This is a genomic window from Salinisphaera aquimarina (assembly GCF_042643355.1).
GTDB classification, from domain to species: domain Bacteria; phylum Pseudomonadota; class Gammaproteobacteria; order Nevskiales; family Salinisphaeraceae; genus Salinisphaera; species Salinisphaera aquimarina.
Genome location: NZ_JBHRSS010000008.1, coordinates 321,937 through 336,723 on the forward strand (window position 1 = coordinate 321,937; position 14,787 = coordinate 336,723).

At 63.4% G+C, this 14,787-nt stretch carries 15 protein-coding genes; 9 read left to right on the plus strand and 6 right to left on the minus strand.

Going from position 1 to position 14,787, the window contains the following annotated elements:
- Window positions 1-36 precede the first annotated feature (36 nt).
- Window positions 37-1,104 (minus strand): AI-2E family transporter, encoded by a 1,068-nt coding sequence (locus ACFOSU_RS16955; protein WP_380691102.1) that lies wholly within the window; start codon window positions 1,102-1,104, stop codon window positions 37-39.
- Window positions 1,105-1,717: 613 nt separating this feature from the next.
- On the opposite strand from ACFOSU_RS16955, the gene ACFOSU_RS16960 reads away from it, so the two are divergent.
- Window positions 1,718-2,491: a DUF3750 domain-containing protein gene (locus ACFOSU_RS16960; protein WP_380691103.1), complete on the plus strand. Its 774-nt coding sequence runs from the start codon at window positions 1,718-1,720 to the stop codon at window positions 2,489-2,491.
- Between the two features lie 85 nt (window positions 2,492-2,576).
- On the opposite strand, the gene ACFOSU_RS16965 is transcribed toward ACFOSU_RS16960, so the two are convergent.
- From ACFOSU_RS16965 to ACFOSU_RS16980, 4 genes are all read right to left on the minus strand, one after another.
- A complete protein-coding gene (locus ACFOSU_RS16965; RefSeq protein WP_380691104.1) occupies window positions 2,577-2,993 on the minus strand; it encodes a VOC family protein in 417 nt (138 codons plus the stop codon).
- Between the two features lie 26 nt (window positions 2,994-3,019).
- Window positions 3,020-3,853: an aldo/keto reductase gene (locus tag ACFOSU_RS16970; RefSeq protein WP_380691105.1), complete on the minus strand. Its 834-nt coding sequence runs from the start codon at window positions 3,851-3,853 to the stop codon at window positions 3,020-3,022.
- A gap of 70 nt (window positions 3,854-3,923) precedes the next feature.
- Window positions 3,924-4,622 carry an SDR family NAD(P)-dependent oxidoreductase gene (locus ACFOSU_RS16975; protein ID WP_380691106.1) on the minus strand — a complete coding sequence of 233 codons (699 nt, stop codon included), beginning with the start codon at window positions 4,620-4,622 and terminating at the stop codon, window positions 3,924-3,926.
- 106 nt (window positions 4,623-4,728) lie between these two features.
- On the minus strand, window positions 4,729-5,907 hold the full coding sequence (locus ACFOSU_RS16980; protein ID WP_380691107.1) for an acetyl-CoA C-acetyltransferase: 1,179 nt from the start codon (window positions 5,905-5,907) through the stop codon (window positions 4,729-4,731).
- 89 nt (window positions 5,908-5,996) lie between these two features.
- On the opposite strand from ACFOSU_RS16980, the gene ACFOSU_RS16985 reads away from it, so the two are divergent.
- From ACFOSU_RS16985 to ACFOSU_RS17000, 4 genes are all read left to right on the plus strand, one after another.
- Complete coding sequence (locus tag ACFOSU_RS16985) at window positions 5,997-6,311, plus strand: MGMT family protein (protein WP_380691108.1); 315 nt, start codon at window positions 5,997-5,999, stop codon at window positions 6,309-6,311.
- 84 nt (window positions 6,312-6,395) lie between these two features.
- On the plus strand, window positions 6,396-7,163 hold the full coding sequence (locus tag ACFOSU_RS16990; protein WP_380691109.1) for a 3-hydroxyacyl-CoA dehydrogenase: 768 nt from the start codon (window positions 6,396-6,398) through the stop codon (window positions 7,161-7,163).
- A 20-nt stretch (window positions 7,164-7,183) separates the two neighbouring features.
- A complete protein-coding gene (locus tag ACFOSU_RS16995) occupies window positions 7,184-8,020 on the plus strand; it encodes an enoyl-CoA hydratase (RefSeq protein ID WP_380691110.1) in 837 nt (278 codons plus the stop codon).
- Window positions 8,021-8,109: 89 nt separating this feature from the next.
- Window positions 8,110-9,447, plus strand: coding sequence for a PQQ-dependent sugar dehydrogenase (locus ACFOSU_RS17000; protein ID WP_380691111.1), 1,338 nt, complete (start codon window positions 8,110-8,112; stop codon window positions 9,445-9,447).
- A 487-nt stretch (window positions 9,448-9,934) separates the two neighbouring features.
- Here ACFOSU_RS17000 and ACFOSU_RS17005 read toward each other — a convergent pair whose 3' ends face one another.
- Window positions 9,935-10,204, minus strand: coding sequence for a hypothetical protein (locus tag ACFOSU_RS17005; RefSeq protein ID WP_380691112.1), 270 nt, complete (start codon window positions 10,202-10,204; stop codon window positions 9,935-9,937).
- Here ACFOSU_RS17005 and ACFOSU_RS17010 point away from each other — a divergent pair.
- The 4 genes from ACFOSU_RS17010 (at window position 10,203) to ACFOSU_RS17025 (ending at window position 14,781) form a co-directional block, all read left to right on the plus strand.
- Window positions 10,203-11,366, plus strand: coding sequence for a TAXI family TRAP transporter solute-binding subunit (locus tag ACFOSU_RS17010; protein WP_380691113.1), 1,164 nt, complete (start codon window positions 10,203-10,205; stop codon window positions 11,364-11,366). The two genes, ACFOSU_RS17005 and ACFOSU_RS17010, sit on opposite strands and share 2 nt — an antisense overlap.
- A 77-nt stretch (window positions 11,367-11,443) precedes the next feature.
- A complete protein-coding gene (locus tag ACFOSU_RS17015) occupies window positions 11,444-13,459 on the plus strand; it encodes a TRAP transporter permease (RefSeq protein ID WP_380691114.1) in 2,016 nt (671 codons plus the stop codon).
- Between the two features lie 9 nt (window positions 13,460-13,468).
- Window positions 13,469-14,143 (plus strand): 3-oxoacid CoA-transferase subunit A, encoded by a 675-nt coding sequence (locus ACFOSU_RS17020; protein ID WP_380691115.1) that lies wholly within the window; start codon window positions 13,469-13,471, stop codon window positions 14,141-14,143.
- A gap of 20 nt (window positions 14,144-14,163) precedes the next feature.
- Complete coding sequence (locus tag ACFOSU_RS17025; RefSeq protein WP_380691375.1) at window positions 14,164-14,781, plus strand: 3-oxoacid CoA-transferase subunit B; 618 nt, start codon at window positions 14,164-14,166, stop codon at window positions 14,779-14,781.
- The last annotated feature ends 6 nt before the right edge of the window (window positions 14,782-14,787 follow it).

The window sequence follows — 14,787 nt, forward strand, 5'->3', positions numbered from 1 at the left end:
CATCGCTTGAATAAACGGCCCTGCGTGCTCGTCTTATCACTCGTGTCGTACCTTCTCGCCATTTTCCAGCGCCGGCGCATCGGTCTCGGCATGTCGCTCGGAGAGAAAATCACCGAGGTCGTGAAGCGCATCGATATGATCGCAGAAGGTCTTGAACGTAACCAACAGCGGCACAGCGACAATCATGCCCACGGCCGACCATAGCCAGGCCCAGAACGACACGGCGAGGAACACCACGACGGTATTAACGCGTATTTTGCGGCCAACGAAATACGGGGTGACAAACTGGCCTTCAATAGCCGTGAGACCGAAATAGACACCGGCCACGATCAGCGCCCAACCGAACCAGTCGAACGCAATCAGAGCCACGGCGCCCGCGCTGAAAATCCCACCGATCGCACCAAGATACGGGACGAAATTGAATACGAAGGCAATCACGCCGAAAACCACGGGGCTGGGCATGCCCAACAACCACATGGCAACGCCCACACTCACGCCCAGGCCCGCGTTGATGGCGGTAATCGTCATCAGATATCGCGATAACTGGCGCTCTATCCCGTAAACGATGCGCACCGCGCGCCGCTTGTCCTTGAGGGTGGGCATCACGTGGACGAGTTTCTCGTAGAACATGTCGCCGGACGCCAGCAGGAAGAGCAACAACACAAAGGTGAACAGGAACTGGGTCATCACGCCGGGGGCGAGCAGCGCCATGCTGGTCAGAACATTCTGGTCCGCGACCTGGACCCGCTGGACATCGCCCGATTCGGGTTTCGGCTGTGTGACCTCGTGGATGCGTTCATTGGCTTCGTACAGGCCGTTGAGCCAGGCCGATGCGTCTCTGATCTTGCTCTGAACCTGCCGTTCGATCTTCGGCGCGTTCTCCACCCAGGTACTCACGGGCATCGCCAGAGCGGTCGCGACCGACAGAAAGCCCGCAATCAGCAACAGCACGATAGCGAACGACGACACACCGGACGGAATCCCACGACGATCCAGCGTCCGCCGAACGGGCGCAAAAACCATCGACAGCAGGAACGCCAACACGACCGGAACCAGGAAATTCTTGGCCTGTGCAATCACCGCCACGGTCGCATAGAAAAACAACCCGAACCCGATCCATCGTGGAATGCTGCTTGGCCAATACCCGTTCCCGGGCTTTTCATCGGACGGTTTCTGCTCGACGTTTTGTATCACACGACCCCTTTTATTTTTCAGTTCCAGCCAGCGACTTTATTCTTCAAGATATCGATACGATATTCGTATATATACGCAAGCAAATGGTTTCTTTGTCCGCGTCTCATTAGAGCACAGAAATGGTACTCGTTATCGCCGAGGCCCAGTTCTGCTGGATAATCCGCCATCCCGACGACAACCACAACCGAACCGACCATTCAACCATTGGGATTTTTTGCCCAATAAACATCACAGATAAACTTAAACGCTAAATTTTTACGTTTAATGCGCCGTTTCCCACGGCTTCTTCGTAACGCACTCGTGAAACTTCCTGTCCTGCGCACGACTTTCATCCGCAATCCCTGGCACATCCCGGCCTTGTCGCTCGCCCGATATCGAAGACCGCATTCATGCGGCTATCGGTCGATGCCCATCGCACTTCGCCGGGTGTATCGGCTGTCCTTGCGCAATGCCGGCTTGTCTGGCGACGGTTCGGCCCGTCCAATCTCCAACTGGTGACCCTGAAGCGCTTATGATGCGCACCATGAAATGGCTTGTCCGATTGCTGGTGTGTGTACTCATCCTGCTCGCCGGGCCGGCTTTCATGGCGACGAGCAACGATGTTCGCCTCGGCCGCCCGTGGTACAGCGCGGATCGCTCCAGCGCCGGACTGGCCCCGGCGCCCGGCGTCACGCCCGAGGCCGTCGTCCAGATCTATTCGGCCCGCGCTTTCAGTTGGCGCGGACTGTTCGCCGTGCACACATGGCTGGCGACCAAGCCGGCGGGCGCCCCCGCCTACACCGTGCATCAGGTCACGGGCTGGGGCCTGCCCTCACTGAAATCGGAAGCCGGAATACCCGATCGGCGCTGGTTCGACAGCACGCCCGCGCTGCTGGCCGACCTGCGTGGCCCGACCGCGGCGCGCGCCATCGCGCATATCGAGCAGGCCCTGACGGCCTATCCCTTCGCCGACCGCTATCGGGTCTGGCCGGGCCCGAACAGCAACACGTTCACGGCCTGGATGGTGCGCCACGTGCCGGAACTGCATGTGCAGTTGCCATCCACGGCCGTGGGCAAGGACTATCTCGCCGGCGCGCCCTGGGCCGCTACGCCCAGCGGGAGCGGTTATCAATTGTCGGTCTGCGGCGCGCTCGGCCTGCTGGTCGCACGGCGCGAAGGCGTCGAGGTCAATCTGTTCGGACTGGTCTGGGGTATCGATCCGGCCGGAATGGCGATCAAATTGCCCGGCGTCGGACGCATCGGGCTCACGTCTCCCTGGCCACTACGGCGTGGCAGGGACGCTGAACAACAACGGTAGCCGAAGACCGAAAATACCGCAGGCGGAACGGATATAACGGTGTCGCGCGGTATCCGGCACAGAGCCGGTCGGGCTAAGTTTATTCCTAGTAATTCGGCCAGATACCCGGCGTCACCACCTCCAGCAGATGCCCGTCCGGATCGCGAAAATAGAGACTGACGGCACCCTTTGGCCAACGGGTGCGGCCTTCGATCTCGATGCCATGCGCGGCGAGATGGCTTTCCCAGGCCTCCAGCTGATCGGCGTCGATCGCCAGCGCGATATGCTGGCGCCCGTTGCCGTCGTGCGGCGGAATCGTACCCATGTCGCCGGGCAGTTCGACGGTTTCACTGGTCTGGCCTTCGGCGAAGATCAGCAGCATGTTCCAGGCCAGCGAATAGGCGGTAAACCGATGATCGGCCGTATGCGGCGCCAGCCCCATGACGTCTTCGAAGAATGTTCGGGCCCGACTCATGTCAGCGGTATAAAGGACGGTCTCGAGAACACCGTTGAGTCTGGTCATGGCTTTGCTATCCGTTCTCTGTGACTTCAGTAGATCTGGAGCGACGAGGGGGCGGCCGGCGGCAAGAACAGCGCGTCGAGCGCCGCATGATCGGATGCATCCAGTTCGAACGGCGCGGCGGCCGCGTTTTCGGTCACCCGGTCCACGCTGGCGGACTTGGGGATCGGGATCACGCCGGGATGAGCCAGCAGCCACGCCAGTGAGGCCTGTGCCGCCGTCATGTCACGCGCGGCCGCGAATTCGGTCAGCCCCGCATGCGAGGTCAGATTGCCGCCGTCGAACGGCGAATACGCCATGGTGGTGATGCCCTTGTCCTGCAGCCAGGGCAGCAGATCCCATTCGATGCCGCGCTGGTTGAGGTTGTAGAGCAACTGGTTGGTCTGGATGGCCGCCCCGCCGGCGGTACCGACGAATTGGCGGCTGGCGTCGAGATCGAGATTGCTGATGCCGTAGTGGCAAATCTTGCCGTCGGCCTTGAGCTGCTCGAACGCGGCAATCGTGTCGGCATAGGGCGCGGCACCCTGCCAGTGCAGCAGATACAGGTCCAGGCGGTCGGTGCCCAGACGTTTCAGGCTGGCTTCGCAGGCAGCCACGGCCTGATCGCGACCGGCGTTGCTGGGCAATACCTTGCTGACCAGAAACACCTCGTCACGACGCCCCGCAATGGCTTCGCCGACGAGCCTTTCCGAGCGGCCGCCACCGTACATCTCGGCGGTATCGATCAGGCGCATGCCACAATCGAGGCCTGTGCGGAGCGCGGCGATCTCGTCGGCTCGGGTATCCGGATCGTCGCCAAGAAACCAGGTGCCCTGGCCCAGGGCCGACACGGATTCGCCGCAGGGGAGCGTGACCTGTTTCATGCGTACCTATTCAGTCAGGAATGGAAATCGAAAAACCGGCCGTAACGGCAACGTTCGGTGCCCAGCACGCCTACCAGCGCTCTCCGAAGGGTCGCAGATCGAATTCGAACGTCCAGGCCGAGCGCGGCTGCCGGGTGATCTGGTAGACCGTTTCCGCGATCGCATCGGCATCCAGAAAATAGTCGTCCGGCTTGTCCATCATTTCGCGTGTCCGTGGCGTATCGATCACGCCGTCGATGATCGCGATCGCCACATGTATGCCTTCGGGGCCGAGCTGACGAGCCATCGACTGGGCCAGGCTGTACTGCGCAGCCTTGGCCGAGGCAAAACCGGCGAAATTAGCCCCGCCCTTGCGGCTGGCCGTGGCGCCGGTGACCACGATCCGGCCATCGCCGGCGGCGCGCATGGCGGGCAGCACCGCGTTCGCGCAGTGAAACAGCCCCAGCGCGTTGGTGCGCCAGGCGCCGTGGAAGTCGGCGGCATCGATCTGGTCGATCGGCCCGAATACCGCCGCGCCGGCGTTGTAGAGCAGCGTATCGACCGGGCCCATGGCATCGGTGACAGCGGCGAAGGCCTGATCGACGCTATCGGCATCGCCGACGTCACAGGCAAAGGCCATCGCGCCCTCGACGTCCGTGGCCAGCGCTTCGAGCCGCCCGGCATCGCGCGCGATCAACGCCACCCGATAGCCCGAGGCCGCAAAACGACGCGCCAGCGCCAGGCCGTTGCCGGGGCCGGCGCCGGGAATGGCACAGACCGGTTTTGACATCACGCGCGCTCCGGCGGTTGAAACCTTTCACACCAGCGAATCACGATCCGTAGCACCACGGCAAGTCCCGCGATCGGCGCCGCCCGTCGACTGCCAGCCGCTCGCGTTACAGCCGTTCGATGATCGTCACATTGGCCATACCGCCGCCTTCGCACATGGTCTGCAGGCCGTAACGACCACCGCGCTGGCGCAGCGCGTGCACGAGCGTGGTCATCAGCTTGGTGCCGGAGGCGCCCAGCGGATGACCGAGGGCGATCGCGCCGCCGTTGACGTTCATGCGCTCGGGGTCGGCGCCGGTGGTGGCCAGCCACGCCAGCGGCACCGGCGCGAACGCCTCGTTGACCTCGAACAGATCGATATCGTCGATCGAAAGACCGGTCTTTTTCAGTGCCTGTTCGGTGGCCGGCAGCGGCGCCTCCAGCATGATGACCGGATCGTGGCCCATGACGCTCATGTGGTGGATGCGCGCCAGCGGCTCGACGCCGAGACGCTTGAGACCCGCTTCGTTGACGACCATCACGCCGCTGGCGCCATCGCAGATCTGGCTCGCGTTCGCCGCGGTAATCCGTCCGTCTTCGGCCAGCAGCTTGACGCTGCCGATGCTCTCGAGCGTGGCGTCGCCGCGAATACCTTCGTCGGCGGTGTGGGCGCCGTGGCTGTTGCCGTCGATATCGCGGCTGTCCACGGCCAGGATCTCGTCGGCGAAAGCGCCCGCATCCGTGGCTTTCTGGGCGCGCTGATGGCTTTCCAGGGCAAAGGCGTCCAGCGCATCGCGTTCCAGGTTGTATTTTCGGGCGATCATCTCCGCGCCCATGAACTGGCTGAACATGGCCACGTCCGGATAGCGCTCGCGGATGTTCGGGCTCATGTAGGTGCCCAGATCGGCTTTCTTGGCCAGCGTCACCGGGCTGCCCATGGGCACGCGCGTCATGCTCTCGACGCCGCCGGCGATGACCATGTCCATGCTGCCGGACATCACCGCCTGGGCCGCAAAATGAAGACTCTGCTGCGAGGAACCGCACTGGCGGTCGATGCTCGTGCCGGGTACCGACTCGGGCAGGCTCGACGCGAGTACGACATTGCGTGCGACGTTGCCGGCCTGCTCGCCGACCTGGCCGACGCAACCGAAGATGACGTCGTCGATACGTGCCGGATCGGCGCCGGTCTGCGCAACCAGCCCGTCCACGAGCGCGGCGCCGAGATCCACCGGATGCCAGCCCGAGAGCAGCCCGTTGCGGCGACCGCCGGCGGTGCGTAACGCGGAGACGATATAGGCTTCGGGCATGATGGATTCCATGATGTGTGGGTAGCCTGCCTTTTTGCCAGCGCTCGATGACGATGTAAAGCTGTTGCCCTGTTCTTCGCGTAACGCCGATGTCTTCAAGCAACAGTCACAAGGCCATTTTCAGGATCGTGCGGCGTATTCCGGCGGGCCGCGTGGCGACCTACGGCCAGATCGCCGAACTCGCCGGCCTGCCCCGCCGCGCGCGGCTCGTCGGCTATGCCATGCATCGTTGCCCGAAGAACCTGCCCTGGCATCGGGTGATCAATGCCCAGGGACGGATATCGCTGCCGGCCGACGGCACCTCGGCCATGACCCAGCGGCGCCGACTCGAAGACGAGGGCGTGACCTTCATCGGCGGGCGCGTCGATCTGAGCCGTTATCGCTGGGGCGGCGAATCGACCTGAGCGACAGCGACGCCCGGCGATGAATTCGGCCTGCTAATCTGATCCCCGCTCAAGTACAAAGACATCACGCATCGAGGAGAAACCATGCACATCAAGGATCGCTGTTTTCTGATCACCGGCGGCGGCTCCGGCCTGGGCGCGGCCAGCGCACATTTGCTCGTCGAGGCCGGCGCGCGCGTCGTGCTCGCCGACGTCAACGAAAAAGCCGGGCGCGAGACGGCGGACGCACTCGGCGACGCGGCCCGGTTCGTGCAATGCGACGTCACCCGCGAAGAGGACGGCAAGGCTGCCGTGAGCGCGGCTCGCCAGCACGGCGGCGGTGTGCACGGCCTGCTCAACTGCGCCGGCATCGGTATTCCCGGCAAGGTCCTGGGCCGCGACGGGCCGCACGATCTCGAGCGTTTTTCCAAGGTCATCCAGATCAACCTGATCGGCAGCTTCAACATGATCCGGCTGGCCAGCGAAGCCATGGCGGCAGGCGATGCCGACGACGAAGGCGAGCGCGGCGTGATCATCAACACCGCGTCGGTGGCCGCGTTCGACGGCCAGATCGGCCAGGCTTCGTATTCGGCATCCAAGGGCGGCATCGTCGGCATGACCCTGCCGATCGCCCGCGAACTGGCGCGTCACGGCATCCGCGTGATGACCATCGCCCCCGGCATATTCGATACGCCGATGATGGCTGAGCTGCCCGAGGACGTGCGCGAATCGCTGGGCAAGATGGTGCCGTTCCCACCGCGTCTGGGCCGGCCGGATGAATATGCGCGCATGGCGCGTGACATCATCGAGAACACCATGCTCAACGGCACGACCATCCGCCTCGACGGCGCGATCCGCATGCAGCCGAAATAACGCTCGGCGACGGCCGGGCGATGGCACGATCCGGAGATAGGACCTTGACTACAGCTGACGACAATCCCGCCGAGGCCGATGCGGCCGTACTCTCGCAGAACCGCGACGCCCACGGCGTGTACACGCTCACGCTCGACCGCCCCGCGCAGTACAACGCGCTCTCCGATGCCCTGCTCGACGCGCTGTCGACGGCACTGACCCGGATCGCCGCCGATCCGGGCGTTCGCTGCGTGGTACTCGCGGCCCGTGGCAAGGCCTTCTGTGCCGGCCACGATCTCAAGGAACTGCGGGCGACCGAGGACCGCGATCGGCACCGCGCGACGTTCGAACGCTGCAGCACGGTCATGCAGCAAATCGTTGCGTTGCCGGTGCCGGTCATCGCACGGGTGCAGGGCCTGGCCACGGCCGCCGGCTGTCAGCTGGTGGCCAGCTGTGATCTGGCGATCGCCAGCACCACGGCGCGCTTTGCGGTATCGGGCATCAACGCCGGCCTGTTCTGCTCCACGCCGGCGGTCGCACTCAGCCGCAATATCGCCACCAAACGTGCCTTCGAGATGCTGGTCACCGGCGATTTCATCGACGCCACCACCGCACTCGACTGGGGCCTGCTCAACCGCGTGGTCGCTGCCGACGCGCTGGACGCCGAGATCGCCGATCTGAGCGCCCGGATATGCAGCAAGAGCGGGTACGCGATACGCCGCGGCAAGGCCCTGTTCCATGCCCAGCTCGAACAGCCGCTGTCCGTGGCCTATCAACAGGCCAGCGCCGTGATCAGCGAGGATCTGTCGTCCGTCGACGCACGCGAAGGCATCGATGCCTTCAGCGGCAAACGCCCGCCACGCTGGCAGGACCGATAACACGAACGCGCCACAGGGGCCACGCCGGCCGCACGAACTCGGCTAGAATAAACCCCAATCCCCTGCCTTCTCTCGAGTGACGCCGCTCCATGTTTCGATCCCCTCTGATCGGTCTTTCCCTGCTCCTGCCCGTTGTCCTGCTAAGCGCCTGCGGCAGCGAAGCGCGTCTGCAAGTGGCGGATGGGATCGGCCCCGAGCCGCAGTTGCCCGACCCGGAAAGCTCGTTGATCCCGACCGTCAATATCGCCAAGGCCGAACCCTGGCAGGACGGTCAGGCCCCTACCGCGGCCGACGGGCTCAACGTCACGGCGTTCGCACGCGGCCTCGACCACCCGCGCTGGTTGTATGTGCTGCCCAACGGCGATGTGCTGGTCGCCGAAACCAACGGCCCCACCCGTCCCGAGGACGCCACCGGTATCCGCGGCTGGGTGATGAAGAAAGTCATGGCCCGGGCCGGCGCGGGGGTGGAGAGCGCCAACCGCATCACGCTGCTGCGCGATACCGACGATGACGGCGTGGCCGATGAGCGCCACGTGTTTCTCGACAACCTGAATTCGCCTTTCGGCATGGCCCTGGTCGACGGCACGTTCTATGTCGCCAACACCGATGGCATCGTCGAGTACGACTACAGACAAGGCGCCGACACGATCAGTGCCGCGGGGCGCTCACTGGTGTCGCTGCCCGCCGGTCCGATCAACCACCACTGGACCAAGAACATCATCGCCAGCCCCGACGGCAGGACCCTCTATGCCACGGTGGGTTCGAACAGCAACGTGGCGGAGAACGGCTTCGCCGCCGAGCAGGGTCGCGCGGCCATCTGGGCGGTCGATCGCGAGAGCGGCCAGCATCGCCTGTACGCCAGCGGCCTGCGCAACCCGAACGGCATGACCTTCGTGCCCGGCGCCGACTCCGGCAAGCAGCTATGGACCGTGGTCAACGAACGCGACGAAATCGGCAGCGATCTGGTGCCCGACTACATGACCTCGGTCCAGGACGGCGGCTTCTACGGCTGGCCCTACAGCTACTACGGCCAGCACGTGGACGAACGGGTCCAGCCGCAGAAGCCGGAACTCGTCGCCACTGCGATCAAGCCCGACTACGCGCTGGGCCCGCATACTGCATCGCTCGGCCTGACCTACAGCGACAACAACACGCTGGGCGAACGCTTCGGCAACGGCATGTTCGTGGGCCAGCACGGCTCCTGGAACCGCAAGCCGCACAGCGGTTACCGGGTCATCTACGTGCCCTTCGAGAACGGCCAGCCCGACGGCAAGCCGGTGGTCGTGCTCGACGACTTCCTCAGCGAGGACGAGACGGCACAGGGGCGTCCGGTGGGCGTCGCGATCGACAACGGCGGCGATCTGCTGGTTGCCGACGATGTCGGCAACACGATATGGCGAGTGAGCGGACCCGGCGCCGGGCGCTGACAATAACGAGGTAGATGCGCCCGACCGCCCCGTGCGGCCGTCGGGCGGATACGCTTTTCCGTCGGCCGATTGACGGAACCCGCGCTGCGTTGCCGCCACAATATCGGCGACGGAGGTGCCACCTGCGTCCAAGCCACAACTCGTGGACTGGCTCGTTTAACGCTATTGGGCCGTGCAAACCGCAGGTTTTAGCCCGACCGCACTCGCGTGTGAATAGAATGCGCACTCATGTTTCGCATTGCAGTATCATGTTTCGCAATCGTGGCCGGGGCGTCGCGCAATCACTTCAATAGCGGCCGCAGCCGCTTCTTCGCTGTCGAAAGCTCCAGTTTGAATAGTGTTCGCACGGGCTTTCATGACGATGGAGGTTTATTCATTTTTCGCAGCACCAGATTGCCACAAAGCCTTGGTTTTCGGTATTTCCACCTAGATTGACGACTCGGTGTACGGTATACGGAGCGCGTCATGTTTACTCAAAATCGCGCTCTTAGTGTTCTATTCTGGCAATCCGACCGGTTTTATCGATTCGTTTTCCTTTTTTAAATACAAGACCCATATAAATAAACTTTTTTGCGCGAAACAAAGCACTGGATAGCGCACAATCAAAAACATATTGACGGTCCGCGCACACCCGATTACGCTTGCCACCGAGCCGTTTCAGGCATGCGATTTTCTGCTTGTTTGGGCTAACGTAGGCAATAACTGAAAATCGCTTATTCCATATACTTAAAAAGAAGCAGGAGAGAAGCATCGCCATGATTATCCGCAACTTCTTACGTCCGCTGTCTGCGAGCGCGCTGATCGCCGCCTTCGCGCTGGCACCAGTAACGAACGCATTCGCTGCCGACGCGAGCGATAGCAAACCCGAACTCCCCCACTCGATGACGTGGTCGTCCTACGATGTCGGCTCGGCCGGCTACGCGGAGGCCTCGGCCATCGCCGACGCCTTCGGCCGCAAGTTTGGCTCGCGCATTCGTATCCAGCCCTCCGGTTCGGCGATCGGCCGTCTGCAGCCGGTGTTGCTGGGGCGCGCCGATGTCGGCTTCCTCGCCACCGAGACGTTCTTTGCATCCGAGGGCGTGGCGGATTTCTCCGAGCGTCGCTGGGGACCGCAGGACCTGCGCACGCTGGGCGGGCGCCCGTCGTCTTTCGGCGTGTTCACCGCGCGCGATGCCAATATCAAGTCGCTCGACGACCTGAAGGGTCAGCGCTTCGCCTATGTGGCCGGCAACCCCTCGGTGAATCTCAAGTGCGACGCCTTCCTGGCCTTCGCCGGACTCACGCGTGATGACGTCAACGCGATCATGTTCCCGACCTACAACGGCGCCATGAGCTCGCTGGCCCAGAACAAGGCCGACGCTTCTTGCACCACCACCACCCCCAGCCAGCTCTATGAACTGGCCGAATCGCCGCGCGGCATCCGCTGGCTGGAAGTGGATCCCGACGACAAGGAAGGCTGGAAGCGCCTGCAGAAGGTCGCGCCCTTCTTCCAGCCGTACAAGGAAACGGTAGGTGCCGGTCTGAGCGAAGACCATCCCATCAACATGCTTGCGTATCGGTACCCGGTACTCGTGGTCAAGGCGGATGCGGACGAGGATTTCGTCTACAACTTCCTCAAGGCGTTTGATCAGGCCTATCCGACATACAAGGATGGCACCGCGGTCATGAAGCGCTGGGATCTGGACCGTGCCGGCACCCCGCCGATCGACGTGCCGTTCCACCCAGGTGCGATCAAGTACCTGAAGGAACGCGGCAGCTGGACCGACGACATGCAGGCCTGGAACGACAAGCGTCTGGCCCGTCTGAAAGCGCTCCGTGCGGCCTGGAAGGACGCGGTTGCCGAGGGCAAGGACAAGAGCGACGCCGAGTTTGCCGACATCTGGCAGAAGGCTCGTCAGAAAGCCATCAACTCGCTCTAGTCGTCGCATGAACGTGACTCGACCGGGCTCTCATGCCCGGTCGAGTCGTTTCAGTCATTTGCCGGAGTAGCACACGCATGGCTTCGAATACCCTTTCAGCGACCGAGCTTTCGCTAGCGGCGGAGAACTCCGCCAGCCGCCTGCGCGGCCCGTCCTACTGGATCACCCTGTTTCTCGGCGCCCTGGGTCTGCTGCTGACCATCAATCAGACCTTTACCCTGCACCTGCTGGGTTTCCAGCCGCTGGGTAATTCGTTTCTCTATTATCTGATCGGCATCTTCCTGGCCGCGACCTTTCTCTATTACCCGGCCTGGAGCGGCGCCAAGGGCCATGTGCCGCTCTACGATTGGGTACTGTCGATCGCGGCCCTGGTGCCGGCGATCTATCTGGGCCAGCACGGCCTGCAGATCATCCAGGAAGGCTGGGATTTCTCCGCGCCGATCGAGGCCACCATCGCCTCCGGCGTCATGCTCGCCCTCATTCTCGAAGGCACGCGCCGCTGCGCGGGCTTTCCGCTGCTGCTGGTCGCGCTGCTGTTCGGCACATTTCCGCTCTACGCCGATCACATGCCGGGCTTTCTCTGGGGCACCCAGTACGGTTTCGGCGAGACCATCCGCGCGCATGTGCTCGGCGTGGAATCGGTCATCGGTATTCCCATGCAGGTGGTCGCCAATCTGGTGATCGGCTTCGTGGTCTTCGGCGCGGCCCTGACGGTGACCGGCGGCGGCGATTTCTTCATGGATTTCGCCATGGCCCTGATGGGGCGCAGCCGCGGCGGCCCGGCCAAGGTGTCGGTACTGTCCAGCGGTATTCTCGGCAGCCTGTCGGGCAGCGTGATCTCCAACATCCTGACCACCGGCCCGATCACCATCCCGACCATGAAGAAGTCGGGCTACCCGGCGCATTACGCCGGCGCCATCGAGGCCTGTGCCTCCACCGGTGCCACACTGATGCCGCCGGTGATGGGCGCGGTGGCCTTCATCATGGCCTCGTTTCTGAGCGTGCCGTATTCGGAGGTCATGATTGCAGCCTTCCTGCCGGCGCTGCTGTTCTATCTGGCCCTGCTGTTCCAGGTCGATGCCTATGCCGCGCGGCGCGGCCTCATCGGCATGCCGGAGTCCGAGATCCCCAAGCTGTGGGACACGCTCAAGGTCGGCTGGCCTTATCTGTTCAGCCTTGCCATGCTCATCTACATGCTGCTGGTCATGCGTCTGGACGCCTATGCGCCCTACTACGCCACCGCGGTGCTGCTGGTCATCTCGGTGTTCAAGCGCAGCCACCGGCTGAACTGGAGCCGTATCCAGTATCTGCTGCTCAACCTCACCAGCAGCGTGGCCAATCTGGTCTCGATCCTGGCCGGTATCGGCCTGGTGGTCGGCGGGCTGTCCTATACCGGCGTGGCCGGGGCCTTCTCGCGTGAGCTGCTGCTCTATGCCGACGGCAGCATTCCGCTGATGCTCGCCGCCGGCGCCATCACCAGCTTCGTGCTGGGCATGGGCATGACCGTGAGTGCCTGCTATATCTTCCTGTCGATCCTGCTGGCACCGGCGCTGGTGCAGGCCGGCCTGAACCCGCTGGCCAGCCATCTGTTCATCCTCTACTGGGGCATGATGTCCTACATCACCCCGCCGGTGGCGCTGGCCGCGATCACCGCCTCGGGCGTGGCCCAGTCGAATGCCACCAAGACCGGGCTGTATGCGATGCGTCTGGGCAGCGTGCTGTTCGTGCTGCCGTTCCTGTTCGTGACCAACCCGGCGTTGATCCTGCAGGGCGCGTGGTCGGATATCATTCCGTCGGCGATCACGGCCGTGGTCGCGGTCTGGATGGTCGCGGCTGCGCTCGAGGGCTATCTCTACCGGGTGGGCGCGATCAACGTTGTCATGCGCCTGATCGTGCTGGTCGCCGGTGCGGCGCTGATCTATCCCGAAGGGCGCAGCGATATCGCCGGCTTTGCGATCATTGCGCTGATCTATCTGGCTGATTTTCTTCTGCAGGGCCGGCTCGGCTCCAAGCAGTCGCAGCGCCTGGCCGAGCAGAAGGCGGAGCGTCAGGCCGAGGAAGACAAGCAAGTCCTGACCGAGAACGGAATTTAAGGAACCTCGATGATTGATAAACGTGTTGCTTCCATGCAGGAAGCCGTAGCCGGCGTGAAGAACGGCGATGCCGTGATGATCGGCGGCTTCGGCAGTTCCGGCATCCCCTTCGAGCTGATCGAGGCCCTGCGCCTGCACGGCGCCGACGATCTCACGATCATCTCGAACAACGCCGGCGTCGCCGAAGAAGGCATCGCCTCGCTGCTGCGTGACCGGCTCGTCTCCAAGGTCGTGTGCAGCTATCCGCGTTCGCAGGGCTCGATCTGGTTCGAGCGCCTGTTCGAGGAAGATGCGATCGAACTGGAGCTGATCCCGCAGGGCACCTTCGCCGAACGCATGCGTGCCGCCGGCGCGGGCCTCGGCGGCTTCTTCACGCCCACCGGCTATGCCACCAAGATGGCCGACGGTAAGGAAACCCGCGAAATCGACGGCCGCGGCTATGTACTGGAGTATCCGCTCAAGGCCGAGTTCGCGCTGGTCAAGGCGCACAAGGGCGATCGCTGGGGCAACCTCGGCTACAACTCGGCCGGCCGCAACTTCAATCCGGTGATGGCGATGGCCGCCGATATCACTGTTGCCGAGGTCGAACACATCGTCGAACTCGGCGATCTCGATCCGGAAAGCGTCGCCACCCCGGGCATTTTCGTCGATCGTGTCGTCGCCCAGGAAGGGAGCCTCAAGTGAACAGTCTGACCCCCCCGCAAATGGCCGAGCGCCTGGCCCAGGACATCCCGGACAGCAGCTATGTGAATCTGGGCATCGGCATGCCGGTGATGGTCGCCAACTACGTGCCGGAAGGTCGCGAGGTGATCTATCACAGCGAGAATGGCATCCTCGGCGTCGGCCCCACACCCGAGCCTGGTACCGAAGACCCGGACCTGATCAACGCCGCCAAGCAGTACGTGACCCTGATCAAGGGCGGCTGCTATTTCGATACCGCCGACTCGTTCGCGATGATGCGCGGCGGCCATCTGGACATCGCCGTACTCGGCGGCTTTCAGGTGTCGGCCACCGGTGATCTGGCCAACTGGGCGACCAACAACGAGAAGTATCCGCCGGCGGTGGGCGGCGCCATGGATCTGTCGGTGGGCGCCAAGGCAGTCTACGTGCTCATGCGTCATACCACCAAGGATGGCGAGCCCAAGATCCTGGACAAGTGCACCTATCCGCTGACCGGTACCGGCGTGGTCAAGCGCATCTATACCGACCTGGCGGTGATCGAAGTCACCGACGACGGCCTGCGAGTGGTGGAACTGCACGACGGCAACAGCTTCGACGATGTACAGGCCGTCACCGGCAGCCGTTTGCTGCCGCCACAGTGACAGCGT